Origin of the sequence: Halobacillus litoralis (assembly GCF_009856445.1) — a bacterium.
Classification (GTDB): domain Bacteria; phylum Bacillota; class Bacilli; order Bacillales; family Halobacillaceae; genus Halobacillus; species Halobacillus litoralis.
Map to the genome: position 1 here is coordinate 20,045 of NZ_WMFA01000012.1, position 23,468 is coordinate 43,512.

Genomic DNA, 23,468 nt, shown 5'->3' on the forward strand with positions numbered 1-23,468 from the left:
TTCAACTGCCACAGATGAACATGTTATTCTGAAATAAACACCCAAAAGAGGGGGGAGACTGTGAAGAAGCGGACAAAATGGGTCATCATTATAGCTGTACTTTCCATCATTGCTGTTCTTGCCATCCCGGAAGCTTATGCCTATTTAACAAAAAGAAATTATGATAGTGAAGCTGTTACAGCACAGGAAATACCTGATGGATACGAGGTGGCGACTCTGGCTGGAGGGTGCTTTTGGTGTATGGAGCCTCCATTTGAAAAATTGAAAGGTGTCCATAGTGTCATATCCGGTTATACGGGAGGGGAAACAGAAAATCCTTCTTATGATGAAGTATCGTCCGGAGGTACGGGCCATATTGAGTCTGTGCAAGTCTACTATGATCCAGATGTCATCTCCTATGAACAGATTCTCGATGTTTTTTGGAAGCAAGTCAATCCGACCGATGACGATGGTCAGTTTGTGGATCGAGGGTACCAATATACGACCGCTATTTTTTATCACACCCCTGAACAGCAGGAAATCGCTGAGCAATCTAAACAAGACCTCCAACATTCAGGTCGCTTTCAGAAAGAATTAGTCACTCCGATCAAGGAAGTGGGAGAATTTTATAAAGCGGAGGAATATCACCAGGATTATTATAAAAAAAATAAACTGCGCTACGATTTTTATCGTGGAAACTCCGGCCGTGATCAATATTTAGAAGAAAAATGGGGAGAGGACTTAGAAGTGAACCTTCCTAAGAAATAACCTTTCTCCCTCGACATCTGTCTCTTATACCAAAACAACCCCCTTCGCTTCCGCGAAGGGGGTTAAATTATTGATATTCAATAACTCTCTGTTTCTTTAGGAATGGAAGGATTCGCATCCGTATCCATACTTGTATAGCCCACATAACTAAAACCGATGACGATCATCATAAGAATGGCTAATAAAATTCTTCTCATTACATTTCCTCCATCACTACAAAACGACAGAAAAACAAGTGTTTTGTCGAATCTTGTAGATTGTTGCTTACTCTATTGTAATCGCTCGAAAATAAGATTACAAGCCTATCATAAGTCTATGAAACCATTTTTAAGCCGATGACTCCGGCAACGATACAAGTAATGAACAACAGACGTTTCCGGTTCGCTGGTTCCTTAAAGAAAAATATGCCCAGCAGCACGGTACCCGCTGACCCGATTCCTGTCCATATTCCATAAGCTGTTCCTATTGGAAGATCTTTTAGAGATAAAGAAAGGAAATAGAAGCTTGCCGCACCTGCAAGGATGGCCATGAACGCCGGTTTCCGTTTTTGAAAGCCATCCGACAACTTTAAGAAGAACATTGCCGTCATTTCTCCTACTCCAGCCATCATTAAGAAAACCCATGCCATACTTATCCCTCCTGTTGTAGCTGTTCTGTATTATTTGTCTCAGACATTTTTAAACCAATAATCCCTGTAATTAAAAGCATAATAAAAAAGACTTTCCCAGCTCCGCCTCCGTCGCCAAGAAAGATCATCCCGATTAAAGCTGTACCTGCTGCGCCAATCCCTGTAAATATCGCATAACCTGTCCCGATATCAATCACTTTTAATGCTTTTGTAAAGAAAGTGAAGCTGATTACGATACAAATGACGGTAATGGTTGAAAAGAGAGGATCTGTGAATCCCTTTGACAATTTCAAACCAACAGCCCATCCAATTTCAAAAAAAGCACCGAAGAATAAATAAATCCATGCCATCGTTTCATACCTCCCTAATGCTCGGGGTTCTTAATGCCAAGCCAGAAAATCTGCCAGCTTGCTTCTTGCCTTTCTTCAAAAACATCCCGGTCATAAAAATTTTCTTCCAGAAACAAACCGTCAACTAACGTATAAAAAGCAGATGTTAGCGTATCTGTAGAAAGAGGGCGGATAATTTCCATCTCTTTTCCACGTTCAAATACCGGTCGGATGATCTCAGTCATGCAGTCTTCCACCATCAAGAATACCTTCTTAATTTCATCTGCGAATTCTTCGGGAGGAAAAAAGGTGACACGCTTGAAGAACATGCCTTCTGTTGAATGAGCCATATGTTCCAGGTAAACACGATAGATCTCGTGAAGATGATCAGGCACTGAGTCCTGCTGCATAGCTTCTGCTTGATTCATCAAATGACTCTTTTCTCTCTCTCCCACGTCATATAGAACATGAAGAAAGATATCTTCTTTATTATCAAAATGGTTATAAAGAGAAGGTTTCTTTATTCCAACTGCCTCCGCAATATTGGCAAGGGTCGTATTTTCGTACCCATAATTGGCAAAGAGCTTTAGACTCTCATCAATAATCGTTTCTTTTGTCACTCAGCTCTCTCCTTTCACTAACTAACGTTTGTTAGTTTTATTTTATCACGGTACGTGATCATTGTCCAGAACTCTAAATTCGACATGTTTAGTCATGAATAATGAAGGGAATGCTTTGTAATAAGAGGTCTTATACCATAATGGGAAATGGTTAGAAAGAAGGCGCATATTAGTTCTTCCAGGTGCCTGACACTAAAACAGAAGGGGATTGAATCGGTGAACCAATATAAACTGGATCGATACGAAGGGGCTTATGCGATTTTGGTCGAAGAATCCGAATTTAAGAATGAACTTTCTGTACTCAGAGAGAGGCTAAGCTTTGTAAAACCAGGTGATTATGTTGAAATAGAATTCGATTCCATAGGTAATTTAAAACATGTAGCCATCTTGTCTAAGTGTGACAAAATGGAAAAAGCTTAAAAAGAAGTGCGTCAGCGGCTCAGCTCTTGAACCGTTGCCGCACTTCTTTTTTGACTAATATCCTGCCATTATGTTGAAGATATGGAAGGCTATTGATATTTATTCATAATATTTAGATAATAGTGTCGAATTACCTTGCATTTCTCTTCTATATCCTCATAATAAAAGTAAGAGATTTGTACTGGGGGGATTCTCATGCTATTAAGGAATGCGATGGACCTTTTGGATGAGGGAGTGCTGATTAGTGATGAAGAATACACAATCACCTATGTCAACCCTGCCTATGTTAGGATGTTCCAATTACAGGAAGAACGCATTGTTGGAGAGAAACTCAATCATGTGTATCCGGATTTGGCACCAGAGAAAAGAATCCTATCTAAGTCTATTAAAGAAAAAAAAGATATAGACTTTGAAGGAATGGAGTTTCAGTGGCAGGGGATGGACATGGTGCTGCACATTTCTACAAAACGTTTCACTCATGAAGGAGAAAGCTTTATTCTCATCCGTATTTTCAATATGACGGAGCAGTCGAAAAGAGAGAAGGAGTTAATCCATATGATTGAAGAAATGACTGCTAATATTGTGACCATTGCTAAAGGTTATGCCCTTTTACCATTACAGCCCATTTTAAGAGAGGAACAGCGTCATATCTTATTAGAGAGGGTACCAGTTTTATGTCAGGAACAGAATGTGAGTCGACTGGCGATCCAGTTTTCGGGCATTACTTCGATTGATGAAGAATGGGCGGTCCTTTTGAAAAACCTGATGATGAGCCTTAAGTTGTTGGGCATAGAAGTTGTTCTTGCCGGCATGCGTCCACAGGTAGTAATGGAATTTGCGCAAAATCATATCCAACTTGATGGTGTCCGTACATTTATGAACGTGCAGCAAGCAACGAAGTATTTTTTGGAAACAGGGTTGAAGCCGAACTTCAAATAAATACAGTGACATGCATGTTTGTTGCTGGGCTTCTATATCCACCTCGATTCAAAAGAGTTTTAAAAAAACAGGTTCATTTCCCTTTCTCAACCGTCTAAAATCATCATACGACCATACGTTTAAAACCCCATAAAAATCACCATCGATACCCAAGTATTGCTTTCCTTATAAAACTTGATTGATTGTAAGAACAATGTGTCTTCTTCCTCCTTCATTAATTTAAGGACTAGTGGGCTTTTTCGCCTTTGAAATCTTTAAGTGAGATTTTTCCTCTCACGTGTTTTTTATCGCCTTTCTTTCATCTATAAAGAACCATACACACTCTCTGCTTTCTAGTGTGCTATAATACAAACAAATGTTCTTGAAAGGTGATCGATATGGAAGAACTATTGGACGGACTCAATCCATCCCAACAAGAAGCGGTCGTATCTACAGAAGGTTATGTTCGTGTCATCGCTGGGGCAGGTTCCGGCAAGACACGAGCCTTAACTCATCGGTATGCTTTCATCGTGAATGAGCTCGGGATCGACCCTGCTAATATGCTGTCTGTGACTTTTACAAACAAAGCAGCCCATGAAATGAGACGGCGGGTGAAGAAATTGATTGGTGGAGAGCAGGACACAGGGTTTATAACTACGTACCATGGGTTTTGTGTACGTGTCCTGCGTGAAGACATCCACCGTCTCTTTTATCCGAAGAATTTTGTCATTTTGGACGTGGAGGATCAGAAGATTCTATTGAGAGAGATCTTTGAAGATATGGGATTAAAGCTCAATGACAAAACGTTCAAAAGAATTCTTGATAAAATTGGTATTCTTAAAGGAAACACACATTATGTCCAACAAATGATTCTCCGTGGAGCCATGCCTTCTTTAGAAGATTCAGGTGACCTCGACAGTCAGATTATTCAACAGTACCTCAAGAAGCAGAAGCGGGTGTACGGGTTGGATTTTGATGATTTACTCAATTTTGTTTTCACTCTTTTTGAGCAGAATAAGGAAGTGCTTGAAAAGTGGCAGAGTCGACTTTTTTACATACAGGTCGATGAATTTCAGGACAGCAGCTTTAAACAATTCGAACTTGTGAAGATGTTGTCAGAAAAACAGGGGAATCTCTTCGTCGTTGGTGATCCCGATCAAACGATCTATGAATGGCGGGGCGCAGACCCTAAATATATGGTAGACTTTGAAAATTACTTTCCGGATGCTCAGACCATCTTTTTGAAGGAAAACTATCGTTCCACACCTGAGATTCTTTCTCTAGGAAACGCCTTAATCCGTAACAATTATTTCAGAGTGGATAAGGATATGCTTCCTGTAAATCCTCATGGTGTGAAAGTGGTGCATTATCATGGCAAGGATGAGATAAAAGAAGCAAAATGGATCGTGAATCGTATTAAACAGCTCGTGGAAAATAAGAAAGCGAATTTGAGTGAGATTGCCATTTTGTATCGAGCGAATTATTTATCCCGTTTCGTAGAACAGGAACTCATAGCTGAAAATATTGAATATACGATTTTCGGAGGATTTAAATTTTTTGATCGTCTGGAAATTAAGGATGCCCTCGCTCACTTGAAAATGATCGCTTTTCAGGATGATTTGTCTTTCAGTCGTATTATCAATGTACCCAAGCGTCAAATTGGAAAGAAGCGGATGGGTTTTCTCAGGGAAAAGGCGGAAGAGGAGGGGAAGTCCCTCTATGAAACACTGAAAAAATATGTGGATCATGATCGATTGAGGCGTACAGGCGCAAGCACTTTCATCGAGGCCATTGAGTATTTGAAGGGAATTCGCAGCAAAAGAAAAGTATCAGAACTGCTGCAGGAAGCCATGCAGGTGACAGGATACGAAGCTTATCGGCGGGAGGATGGAGATCAGGAGAGGTTGGATAATATGACTGAACTCCTTCATTCCATCGTCCAGTATGAGCAGACGCTCGGAGAAGATATTGATTTGGACGAATATTTACAAATGGTTGCCCTCTACTCAGATAATGACCGGGCAGATCAGGTGGACTCCGTTAAACTCATGACCATTCATACAGCCAAAGGGTTGGAGTATCCTTATGTATTCGTTATTGGTATGTCAGAAAGTGTTCTCCCTAATGTTCGTGCAATCAGGCAGCGGAAAGAGAGAGGTCTGGAAGAGGAACGCCGGCTTGCCTATGTAGCCGTGACGAGAGCGGAACAGGAACTCTATTTAACTGAATCTGAGGGTTTTCAAAATGGAGGGCAAAAAAAATACCCTTCCCGTTTTATATTCGAAGTCGAAGACCACTTCTATGACCGTATCGGAGAATTGGATGCATCTCTCATTGAAGAAGCGAAAGAATATATTCGTGCTTCTCATCGTCTGGAGAGAGAGCCTGCTGGTGACTATCTCGAAAAAGGCACCAGAGTCAAGCATCCGGTTTTTGGTGAAGGTTCTATCAAAGAAATCGATGAGAAGAAGAATAATTACCTGGTATTTTTTGATCGACTAAAAGCTCCGAGACCGATCAGCCGAAACTTTAAAAAACTAGAAAAACTATAAGGAAATCAGAAGACCCGTCACGTTTCCACGTGACGGGTCTTCTTTAGGAATCCCATGATATAGGGAGATAGAGTTTTATATAGCGTTTGCAATATTCATTGCATTTTCTGCCCGTTCCTCTTCAGGACCATAGTATTTAAGCTGATAGATGACGTCCAGATCTCCATCATACCATTCTACGAAAATGTGGTCTTTCTTTTCCTGGACACCAGCTACAGCTCCTGAATTTAGAGGGACCTGCATTTCGGATTCTTGAAGAATATTTTCCGGATCAAACAAGGTGCTCACCATGGCTTTATCTGAACCATCTGATACATAGAGGACCTCGACTCTTTTGTCTTCCACCTTTGACTCCACCTGGGTGACTTCGAAAGGCATATCTTCAGGAAGACCAAGCTTCTCCTTTTTCTCATCCGATAAGTCCTCCACTGGCTGAGCGAACGTCTGAGGATAAGCTGTTTTTAAATCCTCAAGCGATAAATTTTGAGAAGAACAAGCGGCGAGAAAAATCAATGTTGTGAACAGTAGTATTCTTTTCCACATGTTTTCCACTCCTTGAACAATAAAAGAAAAACTTCCGTTCACATTTTACCATACTTTCCTCCATCTGATGATTGAGAATTCTGATTTGTATCCCATCCTATCGCAGAATTTTGTTAGAGGTGTATGGAATTTTTGCATGAATATTTAGAAGTATTTGAAAAATAGTCGAATTTTCTCATATAAATTGAAACGTTTAAGGGAATTAAACGTAATAAAGAGTAGATAAATAGAATTAATAAGACTGGGTGACGGCTCAAAGGGGAAAATCTTAATCACAGTGAAAGGTAGGATGACATGGAATCTATTCAAATTCGTACGTTTCTTGAGAAAGATTTTGACGTTCTCCAGCAATTAAATGAAAAAGAAGGATGGAGCGGCCTTGTGGAACGTGGGGAGGAAACCCTATGCTCCTGGCTGAATTCAGAACCCGCTTTGGTGGCGGTTGTAAATCATGAAGCTGTCGGTTTTCTCCGAGGACTGACAGATGGGTCCATTACGTTGTATGTGTGCGATCTACTGGTGAAGGAAAGTTTTAGAAATCAGGGGATTGCGGAGAAATTGATTCAAACCGCTCACGAGTGCTATCCAAGTACCCGTGTGGAAATGCTGGCTTCAACAAAGTCGGAGGGATACTACGCAAATCAAGGGTACCGGTCCTTTTATGGATTCAGAAAATCTGCTGAAGAAATGTAAAAAACAACTGACCCGATGTAATCGGGTCAGTTGTTTTCTTTTATATACTCGGCTTCTTCCTCAGGACTGAGGAGACGTTTGGCTTTTCCGATTGTACCACGCTGCATTTCCCAGATGGTGTTATGGTCAGCTACAGCGTTTGAATAATCTCCATCCGCCCATTTCATTAAAATTTGTTTATAAACATGCTTATTAGTTAACTCATTCGTTTCTAAATGTTCGAGCAGCCAGGATATGCGAAGGGGGTGAATTTCAAAAAAGGTCCACTTTTCATCTGCTTTCACTTTTTGATGTGACATGGCATGAATGTATTCCTGATATTCCTTGTCAGTTAACTCCGGTCCGGAAATCTCTCCTCCAAAAGGATTTTTCCCATCTCTCTCATAGGCTCTCAGTTCTTCTGCATTCACTGTTCCGGTTACACCCTGCGCTGTGGATGCCCCCTGAGTTTGTACATACAAATAGGCTCCTGTCACCGCACCAATACATAGGCAGAATGAAAACCATACAATTAATCTCTTCATGTACAGCCCCCTTAAAAGTGTTTACCAGTAATTTCTATTATATAGGAAGGGGGAGAGTAGAAAAAGAGAATCGTCGTAAATAAACTTGTATGACCTCTCCTTAGCTATCGACATAATGAGCTAATTTAGCTGCGAATGATCGTGGGATGAGCTTGGAGGCATAGGCCAAACCCTGGTTCATCATGCCGGGGATAACCACACGTTTTCCTTTCACAAACCCAAGAAATCCAGACTTGGCTACCGATTCTGGGGACATAGTACTGTTTACAAGTTTCGTATGCTCCGCTTTTGCTGCTTTGAAGAAGTTGGTATCTGTTGCACCCGGACACAAGGTGGTAACCGTTACACTTGTATCTTTCAACTCTTCTACAAGAGCTTCTGAGAGGGAAAGGACGTAAGCTTTGGAAGCATAGTATACGGCCATTTTAGGACCAGGCTGAAAAGCTGCCGTGCTCGCTACGTTCAAGACTCCTTTAGGAATGGAGCGGAAGCGGGCGGATTTAATCTCAGGTAAAAACAAGTGGGTCAGTTCAGTTAGGGCATTAATATTGACCTGCAACATTTTTTGTTGGTCTAATAATGGGAGGTCTTCAAATAGTCCATTCAAACCAAAACCAGCGTTATTGACAAGGACGGTGACGTTGAGGCCGAGCTCTTTCACCTTACTATACACAACTTCAGCTGCTCCTGGTTCTGATAGATCCTGAGGAATGATGGTGATTGGATGACCATCCAGTTCTTCTTTTAACTGTTGAAGTTTGTCTTCAGATCGTGCGACGACAATCAAGTTATACCCTGATTTAGCAAACAGACGGGCGAATTCGTATCCAATACCACCCGAGGCTCCAGTGATCAATGCAGTTGGCTTCATGAAAATCTCTCCTTTAACAACTTCTTATGCAATAGATGCTAATAGTCTATACCCTATTACCGCGAAGAACAAATCACACACCCGTTTCCCATACGTAACCAGACCAGGTCATCCAATATTTGGATGACCTGGTCTGGTAGGTTTAAGGTGGGTTTTGGCTATACAATCTCTCTTCGCTTCAGTGTCTGGATGGCTCCAAATAGAAGAGAAATGATTAACAGTATGGTGATCAGGGCAGCCATCCAAAGGTCTTGACCGACTTCTCCGCTTCTTAGTAAGGCAGGGAGGTGGGAAGTGATAGTTGTTGGGCTCCATTCCAATAGGTGGGAAAAAATACTTGTTATTAAATTTAATACAAGGATGATGCTGATCGTTAAGAATAAAACAACGCCGGGAATTTTCGTCCATGTGTTCATGAAGAGACTAATACTGATGACGAGAATGATATACAAACTATAAAAAGCAGCTGTAATCAATGCATACATGAAGGATACGTCACCAAAAAGAAGTTGAACATAATACCAACTTGCTATTAAGCCGACAAAAATAGAGAGAAGGACGAGCGTGACATGAGCTGCCCATTTGGCTGTCACATAGGCAGTATAGGAGACCGGCTTTACAAGAATCAGTTCCGCCACTCCTGATTTTCGTTCTCCAGCAATCGTTCCCATTGTAATCAAAGTAATGACCAGCACTCCGAGTGTATTTATTTGGGAGATACTCATCATAAATACGTTCGCTGCCGGTGGTGTTGGAATATCAAAGACCGCTCCTTCTGGAAGCCCCCCTGTGGATTCGAGTATTTGAGGAAGATAATAGGTTGTCAAAGGATCCATAATGCAAAATAGAATGAAGACAAGAGGAACCCAAACCCATTTGTAATTTCTCGCGGATTCCAGGCATTCCTTTTTATAAATGGTCATCCATTGCATGTTCATTCACCACCTCCATGAATAGATCCTCAAGCGTTGTCTGTCCTACTTCAAAGAAAAGAAGCGGCCATTGTTCCTTGGTTACAAGCTCTAAGAGAACGTCACGAGCCTCTGTTACATTTTGTACATACACATGGATCTTTTGTTTTTGGACATCTGTATGCGTAACAAAAGGGAGCGTCTCCAGTTTCTCTTTGAATGGCTGTACGTTTCCTTCCAAACGAAGAGTAACCTTATCTACCTGGTGTCGTTCCTTGACGTCTTGAAGAGAGCCTGATTCTACGATCTCTCCTTTATGCATAAGAAGAATTTCGTCACTTGCTTCCTCTGCATCACTCAGGATATGTGTGGAGTAAAGGAGGGTCGCTTCCTGCTTTAATTCTTCCATCAAATTTAATACATCACGACGGCCGATGGGGTCTAAAGCGGACACCGGTTCATCAAGCAAAAGAACGCTTGGCTTGTGGATCATCGCCTGGGCAATTCCCAGTCTTTGCTTCATTCCCCCTGAGTAACTGGATATTTTTCGGTTTTTCGCATCCGCAATCCCGACACGCTCGACCAATTCTTCCGCTAGTTTTATAGATTCCAGCTTAGAGATTCGGGAAAGACGGGCGACGTATTGAAGAAACTCTTTGCCGGTCATCCAATTGTGAAACTGTGGATGTTGGGGGAGGTAGCCGATATATTTGCGTATATCATCTCCTCCGCCGCTTGAAAGCTCCACTTGGCCCGAGGAGGGGTGCATAAGTCCTGCGATCATTTTTAAAGTTGTCGTTTTCCCTGCGCCATTAGGTCCAAGCAAAGCGACACATTTTCCTTGTGATAAATCGAAGGTGATATTTTTCACCGCATTTTCTTTACCGAATGTTTTCGTTAGATTTTTCAGGTGAATCACGACTCATGACTCCTTCCAAAAATAAAATAAACGATGGGACCGATCGTGTTGAAAAATATGATAATAAGCGCCCATATCCATTTCGGTCCTTTTGTAGTTTCTGCACGGATTAAGCTTACAAGAGCCGTAATCATTAAAACGAGCTGGATGATGAGCAGGGGAGCGATGATCGCTAAATTTTCATTCATAAAATCAATGACGTTCTGTGTGAGTAACATGACAGCACCTCCTTATCGATTGTTTTTCTTACTTCTAGAAAATTTATGATTTCGTTACCGTTTCTTTCCTCGTCCACACTGTTTTCCATAAGATGAAAAAGATGATGCTTGGCACAGGGAATTGAATCAGTCCTATGACTCCCCACAACCAGGGTGCTTTTCCAATTTTTCTTGCTTTTAAAAATAGTATGGAACTTTGTGTGACTAAAAGGAGAACGACGAGAAGCCATCCCCATAGAGGCATTTCTTCAGGTCCATAATGTTTCATTGCTGCATCTCCACCATTTCATAGCGCTCTTTATAAAAGTAGCGGATCAAGATGATAATGGAAGTGATTTGTGCGAAAACAAATAAAAAAGGAACATAGAATAAGCTGAAAATAAGGAAAGAAATAAAAATGAAAGCGATCCCCCACAAACAAGTCAATTCAAACCATAGTTGCCGGTACCAAAGGGCGGTCTGTTCTTCGATTAGATTCTCGAAGTAAGAGAGGGAGGGTTCTGTGAGTTCCATCTGTTCATCCGTGTGACGTGCTGCTTCCTGAAGCTTTCCTTCCAAATTTTGCGGCTTCTTTTCATTTGTCATCTGTTCTCAGCTCCTTTCGTAAATTCTCCAGTCCATAATGGACCCTTGACTTCACTGTCCCTACTTTCACCCTGGTCATTTTTGCAATATCTGTATACTCATAACCGTAATAATGCTTCAAGACGAGAGGGATCCGATGTTCGTCTTCAAGCTTCCATAAAGCCTCCTGGACCTCATGCCAATCACTTTCCAAAGAAACGGGGGAGCGGGGATATTCCTCCCGCAGTTTCTCATCCAGCTCATATTTTCTTTTTTGCTTTCGTTTGTAGTCCAAGTATGTGTGTGTAGCAATTTGGATCAACCATGTAGAAAACTTGGATCGATGGTTATACTGATTGATCTTCTGGATGGTCTTGATTAGTGTGTCTTGTGTTACATCATAAGCCAACTGTTCATCACCGCTCATTTTCCATACGTATTTAACGATGAAGCTATAGTGTTTTTTCAGAAGTTCAGCAAGTGCCTTTTCATCTCCACCTTGTGCTCTTCTGATGAGATCCGAATCCATAAACATCCCTCATTTCGTTCCCTGACTATAAGACGTAAACTTTCTTCCATTCGTTCAAATATATATATAAAATTTCTACATTCTTATTTTTCATCATAATTGTATATAAAGGTCTCTGAAAATCACCTGAACAAATTTATTAAACAATATGGCAGGATTGTGGAAGACTCAGTTTCGAGACTTTCCAGAGTTCGTTGCCCGGGTTGAGCGTTAGGGGTGGCTGGGAAGCAACTCGCTTTCCTGCGGGGATGACGGCAAGCCTCCTCGTGCTTCGCACTGTGGGGTCTTGCCAGCCAATCCATTCCCGCGGGAGTCTCGCAGCTTCCCAACCACCCCATTCGATGTATGAGTGTAACGAACCCCTTTACCAAGTTTGTTGGTCTTCTACTATCCAGCTGTTAGGGGGGGAAGCGCTTTGGATTAGGCTTTTCTGTGTTCGGAGAGGTGTTCTTTCATCCATTTCTAATAATCATACGAGCTGTCCTTATCGTAGTGGTTTCGAGAACCTTTTATGATAAAGGGGCGGAGGGGAATGGCGAGACTCCTGTGGAAAAAAAGTGCAGGGTGAGACCCCACAGGACGCAGTCCGAGGAGGCTCACCGCGCTCCCGCGGAAAGCGAGCTATTCCCCGCAGCACCCATCCACCTAACAAAAGTCTCGAAACTGAGTCTTCAAGAAAAGGGAGCTTATATGGAAGAGGCAGGTGAAGGTCTAAGAAAATTTTGGGACAGACTGGTTGACTTTATTATCTGAATTTTATAGACTATTGGAAAGATATTTTAAAAAAGTGGCTTTATTACAAAGTCGAAATAAGCAAGTTGAGCAGAGAATGAGTTGAGTTGAGGTATAGGATGAGCTGAGCTGAGTGAGCGAGGGATCTTCGGACGTAAGGAGCCGATGGATTGCCTGGCCGATTTTCACCCCCTTTCTATCTACTCGTTTTCATCCCTCAACGTCTCATTCTCCATGATTCTAATGGAGAGGTGAGCCTTTATGACCACTTTTAATACATTTCAAAGCGATGCCGAAGAGCATCATACCATTCCAATAACACAATCGTTTTATACGGATACGTTAACACCGATTCACATGTTTCATGCATTGAATCACGAAGCCGTGTACATGCTGGAGAGTCAGGATCCTGAATCCCCATGGTCAAATTATTCTTTTCTAGGTCTTGACCCGATGGTTCAAATCAAAGAGGAGAAGCACCGGTTTCAAATCAAAGACTTTGACCAAGACGATCTCACGTATTCTGAAGACTTCAAGTCGGCTTATGAGAAAGTATTGGCAAAGCTTAATGTGAAGCAGCCGCCGATTGACCTTCCTTTTAAAGGAGGAGGGGTCGGATATATCAGCTATGATGCCATCTCAGATTATGAGCCTGTAAAAAGGGCTGAGACGGATGAATTGAATCTTGCTAATTATCAGCTCCTTTTCTGTAAGACTTTAATTGCTTATCATCATAAAACAAAAGAAACGACGATTCTATCCTTCGCTAGAAAAGAACCAGGACGCCCATTAGAAGATATTTATTCTGAAACGAAAAAGCGAATCACATCCATTATAAGCCAGCTGCAGAAGGTCGGCACACTTCCGGATTTAATGCTGAGTGAAAATGAAACGGATGATGAATCCTTTATGTTAGAAAGCAATTATGAACCGGAAAAGTTCAAATCTGATGTGGGAAAAATCAAAGAGTATATCCGTGCCGGAGATATTTTTCAGGCTGTTTTATCTCAACGTTTTCATACAGTAACGAATCGAAGCGGATTTGAACTTTATCGAGTGTTGCGGAGGGTGAACCCTTCTCCATACATGTTTTACTTAAAAATGGATGAAGTGGAAGTGATCGGAAGTTCACCTGAACGACTTCTTGAAGTCCGTGATCGTAACCTTGAAATCCATCCCATAGCTGGAACAAGGAAAAGAGGCAGAACCGAAGAAGAGGATGACGCTCTGGCTGAAGAGCTTTTGCAAGATGAGAAAGAGTTAGCGGAACATCGCATGCTGGTGGATTTAGCCCGTAACGACATCGGTCGCGTAGCTGAATATGGAACGGTACAGGTTAGTGAATATATGACGATTGGCCGCTTCTCAAAAGTGATGCATATCATCAGTAAAGTAACCGGTCGATTGAAGGAGAGCGTTTCTCCCATTGACGCCTTGATTTCCTCATTCCCGGCTGGAACATTATCAGGTGCACCAAAAGTCCGGGCTATGCAGATCTTACGAGAGCTTGAGCCTACTCCCAGAAACCTCTACGGTGGGGGCATTTTATATTTAGGTTTTGATGGAAACATCGACTCCTGCATTACCATCCGAACGATGACTAGAACAGGAAAAGATTTATATATTCAGGCGGGGGCCGGCATCGTTGCTGACTCTGACCCTGAAGCAGAGTATCAGGAAACATTGAGCAAAGCGAGTGCATTGAAGAAGACCATTCAACTAGCAGAGAAGATATTTGAGAAGAGCGGAGAAGGAGTGGAGACGAGATGAAAGATACATTAAGTAAAGTTGTCGCAGGAGAGGAAATGACCGAACAGGAAGCCTTTGATACGATGGATCGGATTATGAACGGAGAAGCGACGACCGGCCAACTGATGAGCATGCTCAGCGTCATGCGTTACCGCGGAGAAACAGTTGAAGAAATGACCGGTTTCGTTCGGGCGATGCGTGAAAATATGACCAGGATGGATACAAATGATGAGTCAATTGTTGATACATGTGGTACTGGCGGAGATGGCGCATCTACATTTAATATTTCCACAGCTGTTTCCATAGTTCTTGCGAGCATGGGAGTGAAGGTCGCTAAGCATGGAAATCGGAAAGTTTCTTCAAAAAGCGGGAGTGCCGATGTCCTGGAAAAGCTGGGCGTGCCCATTGACACTACACCAGAACAAGGGGTACAGGCGCTTTCTCAGAAAGGAATGACGTTCATGTACGCCCCGCTTTACCATAAAGCAATGAAACATGCAGGACCTGCACGGAAGGAGCTTGGCTTTCGTACCATTTTCAACTTACTTGGGCCAATGTCCAACCCTGCAAATGCTAAAAGACAGCTGATCGGCATTTATGATACCAATTATGCAGAAAAAATGGCGGAGACTCTTAAGAATCTAGGCTCCACACACGTACTCTTAGCAACAGGAAGAGATGGTCTGGATGAAATCACAATCACAGGAAAAAGCGATCTCGTTGAATTGAAGAATGGTGAGATCACTCGTTTCACGGTTTCACCTGAAGATTTCGGTCTTCCTTTAGGGAATCTCACAGATATTCGTATTTCTAAAACAGAAGAAAGTGCACAAATGATTAAGGATGTCCTGTATGGGCGTTCAAATGAAAGTGCGTCTTCCATTGTCACATTAAATGCAGCGGCGGGACTCTATGTCGCAGGAAATGCAGAAGACCTTCAAGATGGTGTGCTGCAAGTCCAAAAGGCAATCAGGGAAGGCCTCACAAGCAAGTATTATGAATCGATTGTTAATGAAAAGGAGAAACGTCAATATGCTTGAAACCATCTTAGCTGTAAAACAACAAGAAATTGAAAAATTGTATTTGCCGGAAGAGCAGTCATTTGCTCATCATTCTCTCTATAAATCTCTGAAAACCACTTCATTTGCAGCAGGCCTGATTGCAGAGGTGAAAAAAGCATCTCCATCCAAGGGCATTATACGTGAGGACTTCAACCCTGTCCGAATCGCTCATGACTATGCTGAAGCAGGGGTGCAAGCCATTTCTGTTCTTACGGATCAACATTTTTTCCAAGGGCACCGTGACTACTTGACGAACATCAAGAAAGTAGTGAATGTACCTGTATTACGGAAGGACTTTATTATAGACTCCTTGCAAGTAGCGGAGAGTGCCTATATCGGTGCTGACGCTATTCTGCTGATCGGGGAAGCGCTGGAAGCGGAGAAGCTGCATGAACTTTACCTTCAAGCCTATGAGCTTGGATTAGAAGTCCTTGTCGAAGTCCACAGTGAAGAAACATTAACTAAAGTGCTGAATGAGTTCACACCAAAAATTCTAGGTATTAACAATCGAAACCTTCATACGTTTGAAACGAAACTCTCTCAAACCGAACGCATGGCGAAACTTGCACCGGAGGAGTGTTTGCTGGTTTCAGAAAGTGGGATTTCTTCCCATGATGATCTGCAGAAAGTAGCTGGTTATGGAGCTGAGGGTGTACTGGTGGGAGAATCTCTCATGCGCCAGAAGGATATCAAAGAAGCGGTCCGTCAGTTGTTGGAAGGAGTGAATGTTCGATGAAAGAACCGATCGTCAAATTATGTGGAAATAGATCTTTGTCAGATGTAGCCAAAACATCTTCTTCCCAAGCCTCCCATCTTGGTTTCATATTTGTCCGGAGAACAAAACGATATGTCCGACCGGAATATGTCGGACGCTGGGTGAAAAAAATCCGACCAAGACAAAAAATCGTCGGGGTTTTCATCGAGCCCACGATTGAGGAAATCGAAGAGATTCTTCATTTTGTTCCCTTAGATGTTATTCAACTGCATGGAAATGAGACGGTATCTCAGTTGTTGAGAATTAAAGAAGCGTTTGGTCTTCCGGTTTGGAAAGTGGTTCACCATCAATCGGATGGAATTAAACAAATGGAAGTGTTCCGTGGTGTTGCTGATGGATACATTGTAGACAGCAAAGTGGACGGTGTTTCAGGTGGAACTGGGGTCCGCTTCGACTGGGAGTCTGTCCCGACCTATCAGAAAGAAGCGTCTGACCAGGGTGTCCCGTGCTTGATTGCAGGGGGGATTAAACCAGAGAACGTCACAGATTTGTTGCACTATCGCCCGGACGGAATCGACCTTTCCAGTGGTATTGAAATCGGAGACGGAAAGGACATTGGCAAAATTCAAACAATCATGAAAGAGGTGGAGCAAAATGTTGCAAGTATTTCCTGATTTAAAAGGACGTTATGGTGATTTTGGTGGGAAATATGTACCGGAAACCCTTATGGGGCCATTACAGGAACTGGAAGAATCGCTTGACCAAGCGATGGCGGATCCGGACTTTTTGAAGGAGTACCATCATGTGTTAAAAGAGTACGCAGGACGCCCTACTTCTTTGTCTTACGCAGACAAGTTGACAGGACAGCTTGGAGGAGCAAAAATCTATTTGAAACGTGAGGATTTGAACCATACAGGTGCCCACAAGCTTAATAATGCGATTGGTCAGGCTTTGCTGGCAAAAAGAATGGGAAAAGAGAAGATTATTGCTGAAACAGGGGCAGGACAGCATGGCGTTGCCTCTGCAACGGTTGCTGCTAAATTTGGACTTGAGTGTATCGTGTTTATGGGGGAAGAGGATATCCGCAGACAGGAGCTGAACGTTTTCCGAATGAAGCTTCTTGGAGCCGAAGTCGTTTCAGTTTCGAGTGGAAATGGAACTCTAAAGGATGCGACCAATGAAGCGATCCGCTATTGGGTCGCTAACTGTGAAGACCATTTCTATTTAATTGGTTCTGTGGTTGGCCCCCATCCATACCCGCGCATGGTTAGGGATTTTCAGAGAATCATAGGTGATGAATCTAAACGCCAGTTCTTAGAGGTTGAGAAAGAGCTTCCGGATCGTATTTTTGCCTGTGTAGGTGGTGGAAGCAATGCTATGGGGATGTTTTACCCATTCCTTGAAGACAAGAGTGAATTGGTCGGAGTAGAAGCTGCCGGGAAAGGGATAGACACACCTGAACATGCAGCGACGCTTTCAAAAGGAACTCCTGGTGTCATTCACGGATCGATGACCTACCTTATGCAGGATGAGAATGGACAAATTACCGAGCCTTATTCCATTTCGGCAGGGCTGGACTATCCTGGGATCGGCCCAGAACATGCTCATTTATTCCAGACGAAACAAGTCCGTTACGAAGCCATCACAGATGAAGAAGCGCTTGATGCATTGAAACTTTTAACACAAACAGAGGGGATCATACCTGCGATTGAGAGTGCCCATGCCCTTGCTCAGGCATTTAAAGAAGCCCCTCAAATGAGTGAGAATGAAACGATTTTGATTAACCTTTCCGGCCGTGGGGATAAAGATATGGCAACATTAATGGAACATTTCCAGGAGGAGGTCTGACATGCTGACTAAAACATCATTCCAAGGGAAACTAACGAAAACGGAAAATTTGTTTATCCCGTTCATTGTAGCAGGGGATCCTGGTCCTGAATGGACAATTCAATTTGCTTTGGGTCTCCAGGAAGAAGGTGCGGACGTTTTAGAGCTGGGCGTTCCTTATTCGGATCCACTTGCGGACGGTCCTACGATTCAACGAGCGGCGCAGCGTGCATTAAAGGCAGGGATGTCCTTACGTAAAGCAATCGAGCTTGTGCCGAAGTTAAGAGAGCATGGACTCGAAATTCCAGTTGTGATATTCACTTATTACAACCCTGTCCTTCAAATTGGACATGAGGAATTCTTTGAGCTCCTAGAAAAAAATGGGGTAGAAGGGCTTCTTATCCCCGATCTTCCATTTGAAGAAAGTGAGGAGATTCGTAACCATTCAGAAGAAAAAGGCATTGAATTTATCTCCCTTGTTGCCCCTAACTCTGATCAAAGGATCAAGCAGATTGCGGAACATGCGAAAGGTTTTCTATATTGTGTTTCTTCTCTGGGAGTAACTGGAGAGAGAAAAGAAATGTCTGCTGGAGCTCTGGCATTCATTGAAAAAGTGAGACAGCACAGCCAAGTGCCAGTTGCTGTTGGATTCGGCATATCAACGAATGATCACGTTCGCCTTGTGAGAGATCATGCAGACGGCGTCATCATTGGAAGCAAAATCATTCGATTAATTGAAGCGGAGCTTGAAAATATTGAAAAAGGTAAGATGGACGAAGCTCTTAAACATTTCACCGATGAAATTAGAGCACTTGTTCAGTAAGTTTTGATAGAGCTGAGAGGAGTGGAGCAGAGTGATCTATATGATTGACCACTATGACTCTTTCACCTACAATCTCGTCCAGTATCTTGGAGAGCTTGGAGAAGAGATCATAGTGAAGAGAAATGATGAAGTAGATATAGGTGAGATTATAGAGCTGAGCCCTGACTTAATCTTTCTTTCACCAGGCCCGTGTTCCCCGGATGAAACACCGGTGACCCTGGAAGTGATTAATCGATTCAAAGGAGATATTCCCATCTTCGGTGTTTGTCTTGGTCATCAGGCCATAGCTCAAGTGTTCGGTGGAAAAGTCGTACGCTCAGAGAAGCTGATGCACGGAAAAACATCACGCATTTTTCATGATGGAAAGGGAATATACGAAGGGTTAAGTAATCCGATGGAGGCGATGCGCTATCATTCGTTGATTGTAGAGCTTTCCGATTTACCGGAGTGTTTTGAAGTGACCGCTTCAACAGTAGAAGGAGAATTGATGGGCATACGTCACCTTGAATTTCCTATTGAAGGGGTCCAATTCCACCCAGAGTCTATTGGGACAGGTGATGGAAAACAATTACTGAAAAATGTGATTCAAAATCGTGTGAAAGCTTTTATCCCTTAATGGGATGTTTATATAACAGCATACAAGGCTGGTACCTTCCCGAGGTGCCAGCCTTTTAATATTAGTAACTATACGTTTCGTTCTCTAAGCCTATTTGGAAAAATCCTTAAATGGCTAGCAAAAGCTCTAAACTCAATGGTGATTTATCCAAACTTCCTGATTTAAATCGCTTAGCATGTGTTGGGGATAGAAGGGCATTCTTCTTTTCGTACAGTCTGTAACTGGTGATTTGTGTGGGTAATTAGAACTAATTTTACTACAAAATTCTGTCGAGGAATTGCGTATTTAACAGAAATTTCGTAAGAATAAAGCAATTCTTTGAAAGGGTGTGGTTATCGCTTTCATAAGGGTATGTGAAAAAATGGAATCCTCTAAAAACGCGGAGAATAGCCCCTTTTCAGCTATCTACTTGCCATTTTCACAAAATTAAAATCTATGTTAGTTTTATTATCGTTGTGTTCAAAGAGCGATTTCACATCGGCCGATGTTTTTAATTGAACAGCTCAACAAGAACCAGCCAACAAAAAACATCAGGAGATGATTCAGTAGTTATGGAACTGCAACAAGATCCAACTTTGTTATGGTTTATAGCAATCTATGGAATATTAATGGTCGGCATTGGTGTATTCATGTCGAAAAAAGTAGCCGGTAGTGAAGATTTCGTTTTAGCCGGTAAAAGCTTAGGACCTTTTGTATTGATGGGAACGCTTCTGGCCACATGGACAGGCAGCGGAAGTATTTCCGGCGGAGAAACGTCGATGGCTTTCTCCTATGGTATTCTTCCTTCTTTGATGATGATGCTCCCAACGTTAATCGGTATTATCATTCTTTATGTCGTCGCACCTAAAATCCGCGAACACGGAAAATTCACCGTTGCCGGTATTTTAGAGTCGAAATATGGGCGTACATCCCGTAACATTGCGAGTGTTATTATCATCCTTGCGTATGTCGGTATCGTTTCTTATCAGATGAAAGGTTTCGGATTCATTCTTAACTTAACAACAGGGATGACTGTGCAGACAGGTACGATGATTGGTGCTGCCATGATTATCTTCCTTGCCATGATCGGGGGACTTCGTTCAGTATCCCAAACGGACGCCATCAGTGGATTTTTGATGGTCGGAGGTTTGATCATTACTGTCCCTACAATCATTATGGTTGCAGGTGGATGGAGTGAAATCGTCGCTAATGTTCCTGAGTCTCACATGAGTGCTACGGGTGGTTTGACGACGATTCAAATGATCGGTTATCTGTTGCCTTCTTTGTTCTTATTACTGGGTGACCAAAACATGTATCAGCGTCTCGCATCTTCCAAAGGAGATAAATCCGCGAAGCGTGCGCAAATGGGGTGGCTGATTGCGATGATCGTCATTTCACCATCCATTTCATTGATCGCTTTTGCATCCCGTTCCATATTCCCGGATATTGATCCAGGAATGGCGTTGATGGCTACTACAGTAGCTATGCCAATCGCTATCGGTGGTATTCTGCTGGCAGCAGCAGCTTCCTTCATCATTACTACAGGGAACTCTTACTTACTGTCTGCAGCAACGAACTTGACTTATGACCTTTATGCTAATTATGTGAATAAGGATGCGTCTGACAAAAAGCTTCTTGCTATGACAAGAATATTCATTGTTGCGCTGGGTGTATTCGCCTTCGTAATCATCAGTTATTTCCCTACAGTATTAAGTGTGCAAATGTATGCTTATACCGTTTATGGTGCAGGTTTAACCCCTGCGGTACTTGCCGTATTCTTCTGGAAGCGCGTCAATGCGATAGGTGGTGTATCTTCCATGATCGCTGGTGTGCTGGCTACATTGACATGGGAAATTATTCTAGGCCAGCCATTTGAAGTGAACAGTGTAGTTGTTGCTGTACCTGTTGCGGTTATTGTATTGATTGTAGCAACGTTATTGACAACATCTGGAACTCAAGCTGAAAAGGCTGTAAAAGCTTCATAATACAAAAAAGCCTCCCAAATAGGGAGGCTTTTTTGTATTAAGCTTTCTTCAAAATCACTTTTATAAGATGAAATTCGGATCTTATAAAAGTGATAAGGGTGTTAAAAAAGCCTGATAGGATAAATAAAGCCACCATTTCCAGATGATGGAAATGGTGGCTGTTGGTAGTGGAGCATAGCGGGCTCGAACCGCTGACCTCTTCGCTGCCAGCGAAGCGCTCTCCCAGCTGAGCTAATGCCCCGTATGTTTTTCGACAATTATTATTGTATATAGAGAGTCAGGAAAAATCAAGAGTTTTTTGAATTCATTTTCCAACAATGGATATTGGATCGAGGGTGCTTCGCTGGTCTGCTTATGACGCGAGTATGCGATGAAGCATCACAAACCTTTTCATAGATCTCTTAGAATCACACAAACGTCACAAAACGGAATTACCTAAGATTATATTTAATAGACACTACCTCTTAGGGAAGTGTTTTTTATTTTCCAGGAAATATTCCAGGCTAGTCAGAATGTGTCATAATATATGGAAAATTGTTTAGAAATTGAGATTACAGGAAAAAGACAGGTAATTAATGAAAAAGGGGTGAAAAAATGTCAGAAAGAAAAGTGAAAAACAGATGGTTGATCGCTTTAGGAGCGGTGGGGATTCATATTTCTATCGGATCTGTTTACGCCTGGAGTAACTTTACAGGTCCACTGAGCGAAGAATTTGGCTGGTCAGCTAGTCAAGTACAATTGACTTTTAGTATTGCCATTTTATTCTTAGGATTATCTGCAGCCTTTTTAGGTTGGTTCGTTGAAAAATATGGACCGAGGGTCGCCGGAATTACAGCTGCTATCTTTTTCGGGATTGGTGTGGCTGGGTCAGGAATCGCCGTTAACGCAGGTTCACTATGGATGCTGTACATATTTTACGGGGTTCTTGGAGGTATAGGTTTAGGTGTTGGTTATATCGCACCGGTTTCTACATTAGTAAAATGGTTCCCTGACCGTAGAGGTCTTGCAACGGGGATGGCGATTATGGGTTTTGGTTTTGCAGCAGCTATTGCCAGCCCGTTGATGGACTTTCTTATTAATTCAGTTGGAATCGCAGCCACCTTTTATATTCTAGGTATCAGTTATTTTGTCGTTATGATTGGTTCGTCCCTTTACATGTCACGCCCTCCTGAGGGCTGGACACCTGAAGGTTATGATCCAGATAAGGAAACGGATACCAAAAATCAAGATTTGGCAAACTTACGTGCAAAAGAAGCATTGAAGACAAAGCGTTTTTATTACCTTTGGACGATGTTGTTTATTAATGTCACGTGTGGAATTGCTGTTATTTCTGCGGCTAAGCCATTATTGGAGGAAAGTGTCGGGGTAACGACAGCCACTGCAGCCACTCTCGTGGGTGTAATGGGCATTTTTAATGGGCTTGGAAGAATCGGTTGGGCAAGTGCTTCTGATTATATAGGTCGTGCAAACACGTATATCACCTTCTTTGTTCTGCAGATCGGTTTATTCCTTGTTCTGCCTTGGACAACCGCCACGTGGATTTTTGTCATTGCATTTTCTATTATTTACACTTGTTATGGAGGCGGATTTGCAACCATTCCCGCGTTCATTGGGGACTTATTTGGAACAAAAGAACTTGGCGCCATTCATGGTTATATTCTAACAGCATGGGCGGCCGCTGGACTTGCCGGGCCCATCTTTGCAGCTTGGATGAAAGATACGACTGGAAGCTATGAGAACAGCCTCATTTTCTTCTCTGGTTTATTTGTCGTGGCCCTGGTGGTTTCCATTCTGACCAAGGTCGATGAACGGAAAAAGCGAAAAGCGTTAATAAACAAAGAAAAAACAGCATAAATAAAAAAAGAAACTCGGAGGCTAAGGATAGTCTTTGAGTTTCTTTTTTGTGTAACATTTGTTAGGGGCATGAAATGGGCGGCAGTTGATTATAAGAATAGAGGGAGAGAGCTCTGTTTTTCAAAAAAATATCCTTAATAT

General features: G+C 42.4%; 26 protein-coding genes and 1 tRNA gene. 14 read left to right on the top strand and 13 right to left on the bottom strand.

Annotated features, from left to right (window positions below):
* Positions 1–60 precede the first annotated feature (60 nt).
* Positions 61–747: a peptide-methionine (S)-S-oxide reductase MsrA gene (gene msrA / locus GLW00_RS17920; RefSeq protein ID WP_160916390.1), complete on the top strand. Its 687-nt coding sequence runs from the start codon at positions 61–63 to the stop codon at positions 745–747.
* Positions 748–1,060: 313 nt separating this feature from the next.
* On the opposite strand, the gene GLW00_RS17925 is transcribed toward msrA, so the two are convergent.
* From GLW00_RS17925 to GLW00_RS17935, 3 genes are read right to left on the bottom strand one after another with little or no spacing between them, the layout of a single operon-like run.
* Positions 1,061–1,375, bottom strand: a complete 315-nt coding sequence (locus GLW00_RS17925; protein WP_160916392.1) for a DMT family transporter — start codon at positions 1,373–1,375, stop codon at positions 1,061–1,063.
* Positions 1,376–1,377: 2 nt separating this feature from the next.
* Complete coding sequence (locus GLW00_RS17930; RefSeq protein WP_160916394.1) at positions 1,378–1,725, bottom strand: DMT family transporter; 348 nt, start codon at positions 1,723–1,725, stop codon at positions 1,378–1,380.
* Positions 1,726–1,739: 14 nt separating this feature from the next.
* Positions 1,740–2,324, bottom strand: coding sequence for a TetR/AcrR family transcriptional regulator (locus GLW00_RS17935; protein WP_160916396.1), 585 nt, complete (start codon positions 2,322–2,324; stop codon positions 1,740–1,742).
* 216 nt (positions 2,325–2,540) lie between these two features.
* On the opposite strand from GLW00_RS17935, the gene GLW00_RS17940 reads away from it, so the two are divergent.
* The 3 genes from GLW00_RS17940 (at position 2,541) to GLW00_RS17950 (ending at position 6,214) form a co-directional block, all read left to right on the top strand.
* Positions 2,541–2,744 (top strand): hypothetical protein, encoded by a 204-nt coding sequence (locus tag GLW00_RS17940; protein ID WP_089653914.1) that lies wholly within the window; start codon positions 2,541–2,543, stop codon positions 2,742–2,744.
* Between the two features lie 195 nt (positions 2,745–2,939).
* A complete protein-coding gene (locus GLW00_RS17945) occupies positions 2,940–3,683 on the top strand; it encodes a PAS domain-containing protein (protein WP_160916398.1) in 744 nt (247 codons plus the stop codon).
* 377 nt (positions 3,684–4,060) lie between these two features.
* The gene (locus GLW00_RS17950) at positions 4,061–6,214 is read left to right on the top strand and encodes an ATP-dependent helicase (RefSeq protein ID WP_160916400.1); all 2,154 of its coding nucleotides are present in this window, start codon (positions 4,061–4,063) and stop codon (positions 6,212–6,214) included.
* Positions 6,215–6,289: 75 nt separating this feature from the next.
* On the opposite strand, the gene GLW00_RS17955 is transcribed toward GLW00_RS17950, so the two are convergent.
* Positions 6,290–6,757, bottom strand: a complete 468-nt coding sequence (locus tag GLW00_RS17955) for a hypothetical protein (protein WP_160916402.1) — start codon at positions 6,755–6,757, stop codon at positions 6,290–6,292.
* Between the two features lie 294 nt (positions 6,758–7,051).
* Between GLW00_RS17955 and GLW00_RS17960 the strand changes: the two genes are divergently transcribed.
* Positions 7,052–7,450 (top strand): GNAT family N-acetyltransferase, encoded by a 399-nt coding sequence (locus GLW00_RS17960; protein WP_160916404.1) that lies wholly within the window; start codon positions 7,052–7,054, stop codon positions 7,448–7,450.
* A gap of 26 nt (positions 7,451–7,476) precedes the next feature.
* Here GLW00_RS17960 and GLW00_RS17965 read toward each other — a convergent pair whose 3' ends face one another.
* The 8 genes from GLW00_RS17965 to sigY form a co-directional block, all read right to left on the bottom strand.
* A complete protein-coding gene (locus GLW00_RS17965) occupies positions 7,477–7,974 on the bottom strand; it encodes a DUF6241 domain-containing protein (RefSeq protein WP_160916406.1) in 498 nt (165 codons plus the stop codon).
* 100 nt (positions 7,975–8,074) lie between these two features.
* Positions 8,075–8,845, bottom strand: coding sequence for an SDR family NAD(P)-dependent oxidoreductase (locus GLW00_RS17970; protein WP_160916408.1), 771 nt, complete (start codon positions 8,843–8,845; stop codon positions 8,075–8,077).
* Positions 8,846–9,003: 158 nt separating this feature from the next.
* Positions 9,004–9,783, bottom strand: a complete 780-nt coding sequence (locus tag GLW00_RS17975; protein WP_237417560.1) for an ABC transporter permease — start codon at positions 9,781–9,783, stop codon at positions 9,004–9,006.
* Positions 9,755–10,675, bottom strand: a complete 921-nt coding sequence (locus GLW00_RS17980; protein ID WP_160916409.1) for an ABC transporter ATP-binding protein — start codon at positions 10,673–10,675, stop codon at positions 9,755–9,757. Before GLW00_RS17980 ends, GLW00_RS17975 begins: the two co-directional genes overlap by 29 nt.
* Positions 10,672–10,893, bottom strand: a complete 222-nt coding sequence (locus tag GLW00_RS17985) for a PLD nuclease N-terminal domain-containing protein (protein WP_237417561.1) — start codon at positions 10,891–10,893, stop codon at positions 10,672–10,674. Before GLW00_RS17985 ends, GLW00_RS17980 begins: the two co-directional genes overlap by 4 nt.
* Positions 10,894–10,936: 43 nt before the next feature.
* Positions 10,937–11,161, bottom strand: coding sequence for a sigma-Y antisigma factor component (locus GLW00_RS17990; RefSeq protein WP_160916410.1), 225 nt, complete (start codon positions 11,159–11,161; stop codon positions 10,937–10,939).
* Positions 11,158–11,478: a YxlC family protein gene (locus GLW00_RS17995; protein ID WP_160916411.1), complete on the bottom strand. Its 321-nt coding sequence runs from the start codon at positions 11,476–11,478 to the stop codon at positions 11,158–11,160. Before GLW00_RS17995 ends, GLW00_RS17990 begins: the two co-directional genes overlap by 4 nt.
* Positions 11,468–11,986, bottom strand: a complete 519-nt coding sequence (gene sigY / locus GLW00_RS18000) for an RNA polymerase sigma factor SigY (protein ID WP_160916412.1) — start codon at positions 11,984–11,986, stop codon at positions 11,468–11,470. Before sigY ends, GLW00_RS17995 begins: the two co-directional genes overlap by 11 nt.
* A 993-nt stretch (positions 11,987–12,979) precedes the next feature.
* Here sigY and trpE point away from each other — a divergent pair.
* The 8 genes from trpE (at position 12,980) to GLW00_RS18040 (ending at position 21,473) form a co-directional block, all read left to right on the top strand.
* Positions 12,980–14,488: an anthranilate synthase component I gene (gene trpE, locus GLW00_RS18005; RefSeq protein WP_160916413.1), complete on the top strand. Its 1,509-nt coding sequence runs from the start codon at positions 12,980–12,982 to the stop codon at positions 14,486–14,488.
* Positions 14,485–15,507 carry an anthranilate phosphoribosyltransferase gene (gene trpD, locus GLW00_RS18010; protein ID WP_160916414.1) on the top strand — a complete coding sequence of 341 codons (1,023 nt, stop codon included), beginning with the start codon at positions 14,485–14,487 and terminating at the stop codon, positions 15,505–15,507. The genes trpE and trpD overlap by 4 nt, the downstream gene beginning before the upstream one ends.
* Positions 15,500–16,264, top strand: a complete 765-nt coding sequence (trpC, locus tag GLW00_RS18015; RefSeq protein WP_160916415.1) for an indole-3-glycerol phosphate synthase TrpC — start codon at positions 15,500–15,502, stop codon at positions 16,262–16,264. Before trpD ends, trpC begins: the two co-directional genes overlap by 8 nt.
* Positions 16,261–16,917, top strand: a complete 657-nt coding sequence (locus tag GLW00_RS18020; RefSeq protein ID WP_160916416.1) for a phosphoribosylanthranilate isomerase — start codon at positions 16,261–16,263, stop codon at positions 16,915–16,917. The genes trpC and GLW00_RS18020 overlap by 4 nt, the downstream gene beginning before the upstream one ends.
* On the top strand, positions 16,898–18,091 hold the full coding sequence (gene trpB / locus GLW00_RS18025; RefSeq protein WP_439108903.1) for a tryptophan synthase subunit beta: 1,194 nt from the start codon (positions 16,898–16,900) through the stop codon (positions 18,089–18,091). Before GLW00_RS18020 ends, trpB begins: the two co-directional genes overlap by 20 nt.
* Before the next feature lies 1 nt (position 18,092).
* Positions 18,093–18,893: a tryptophan synthase subunit alpha gene (trpA, locus tag GLW00_RS18030; RefSeq protein WP_160916417.1), complete on the top strand. Its 801-nt coding sequence runs from the start codon at positions 18,093–18,095 to the stop codon at positions 18,891–18,893.
* Between the two features lie 31 nt (positions 18,894–18,924).
* The gene (locus GLW00_RS18035) at positions 18,925–19,509 is read left to right on the top strand and encodes an anthranilate synthase component II (RefSeq protein ID WP_160916418.1); all 585 of its coding nucleotides are present in this window, start codon (positions 18,925–18,927) and stop codon (positions 19,507–19,509) included.
* A 551-nt stretch (positions 19,510–20,060) separates the two neighbouring features.
* Positions 20,061–21,473: a sodium:solute symporter family protein gene (locus GLW00_RS18040; protein ID WP_160916419.1), complete on the top strand. Its 1,413-nt coding sequence runs from the start codon at positions 20,061–20,063 to the stop codon at positions 21,471–21,473.
* A gap of 168 nt (positions 21,474–21,641) precedes the next feature.
* Here the strand turns inward: GLW00_RS18040 and GLW00_RS18045 are convergent.
* Positions 21,642–21,714: transfer RNA gene (locus tag GLW00_RS18045), tRNA-Ala, on the bottom strand.
* A 368-nt stretch (positions 21,715–22,082) separates the two neighbouring features.
* Between GLW00_RS18045 and GLW00_RS18050 the strand changes: the two genes are divergently transcribed.
* Positions 22,083–23,327 carry an L-lactate MFS transporter gene (locus tag GLW00_RS18050; protein ID WP_326316875.1) on the top strand — a complete coding sequence of 415 codons (1,245 nt, stop codon included), beginning with the start codon at positions 22,083–22,085 and terminating at the stop codon, positions 23,325–23,327.
* Positions 23,328–23,468: the final 141 nt, after the last annotated feature.

Excerpts from the sequence above, each read along its gene's own strand:
- GLW00_RS17925 (WP_160916392.1), bottom strand. The coding sequence starts at position 1,375 with ATGGCATGGGTTTTCTTAATGATGGCTGGAGTAGGAGAAATGACGGCA.
- GLW00_RS17930 (WP_160916394.1), bottom strand. The coding sequence starts at position 1,725 with ATGGCATGGATTTATTTATTCTTCGGTGCTTTTTTTGAAATTGGATGG.
- GLW00_RS17945 (WP_160916398.1), top strand. The coding sequence starts at position 2,940 with ATGCTATTAAGGAATGCGATGGACCTTTTGGATGAGGGAGTGCTGATT.
- GLW00_RS17950 (WP_160916400.1), top strand. The coding sequence starts at position 4,061 with ATGGAAGAACTATTGGACGGACTCAATCCATCCCAACAAGAAGCGGTC.
- GLW00_RS17955 (WP_160916402.1), bottom strand. The coding sequence starts at position 6,757 with ATGTGGAAAAGAATACTACTGTTCACAACATTGATTTTTCTCGCCGCT.
- GLW00_RS17960 (WP_160916404.1), top strand. The coding sequence starts at position 7,052 with ATGGAATCTATTCAAATTCGTACGTTTCTTGAGAAAGATTTTGACGTT.
- GLW00_RS17965 (WP_160916406.1), bottom strand. The coding sequence starts at position 7,974 with ATGAAGAGATTAATTGTATGGTTTTCATTCTGCCTATGTATTGGTGCG.
- GLW00_RS17970 (WP_160916408.1), bottom strand. The coding sequence starts at position 8,845 with ATGAAGCCAACTGCATTGATCACTGGAGCCTCGGGTGGTATTGGATAC.
- GLW00_RS17975 (WP_237417560.1), bottom strand. The coding sequence starts at position 9,783 with ATGAACATGCAATGGATGACCATTTATAAAAAGGAATGCCTGGAATCC.
- GLW00_RS17985 (WP_237417561.1), bottom strand. The coding sequence starts at position 10,893 with ATGTTACTCACACAGAACGTCATTGATTTTATGAATGAAAATTTAGCG.
- GLW00_RS17990 (WP_160916410.1), bottom strand. The coding sequence starts at position 11,161 with ATGAAACATTATGGACCTGAAGAAATGCCTCTATGGGGATGGCTTCTC.
- GLW00_RS17995 (WP_160916411.1), bottom strand. The coding sequence starts at position 11,478 with ATGACAAATGAAAAGAAGCCGCAAAATTTGGAAGGAAAGCTTCAGGAA.
- sigY (WP_160916412.1), bottom strand. The coding sequence starts at position 11,986 with ATGGATTCGGATCTCATCAGAAGAGCACAAGGTGGAGATGAAAAGGCA.
- trpE (WP_160916413.1), top strand. The coding sequence starts at position 12,980 with ATGACCACTTTTAATACATTTCAAAGCGATGCCGAAGAGCATCATACC.
- trpD (WP_160916414.1), top strand. The coding sequence starts at position 14,485 with ATGAAAGATACATTAAGTAAAGTTGTCGCAGGAGAGGAAATGACCGAA.
- trpC (WP_160916415.1), top strand. The coding sequence starts at position 15,500 with ATGCTTGAAACCATCTTAGCTGTAAAACAACAAGAAATTGAAAAATTG.
- GLW00_RS18020 (WP_160916416.1), top strand. The coding sequence starts at position 16,261 with ATGAAAGAACCGATCGTCAAATTATGTGGAAATAGATCTTTGTCAGAT.
- trpB (WP_439108903.1), top strand. The coding sequence starts at position 16,898 with ATGTTGCAAGTATTTCCTGATTTAAAAGGACGTTATGGTGATTTTGGT.
- trpA (WP_160916417.1), top strand. The coding sequence starts at position 18,093 with ATGCTGACTAAAACATCATTCCAAGGGAAACTAACGAAAACGGAAAAT.
- GLW00_RS18040 (WP_160916419.1), top strand. The coding sequence starts at position 20,061 with ATGGAACTGCAACAAGATCCAACTTTGTTATGGTTTATAGCAATCTAT.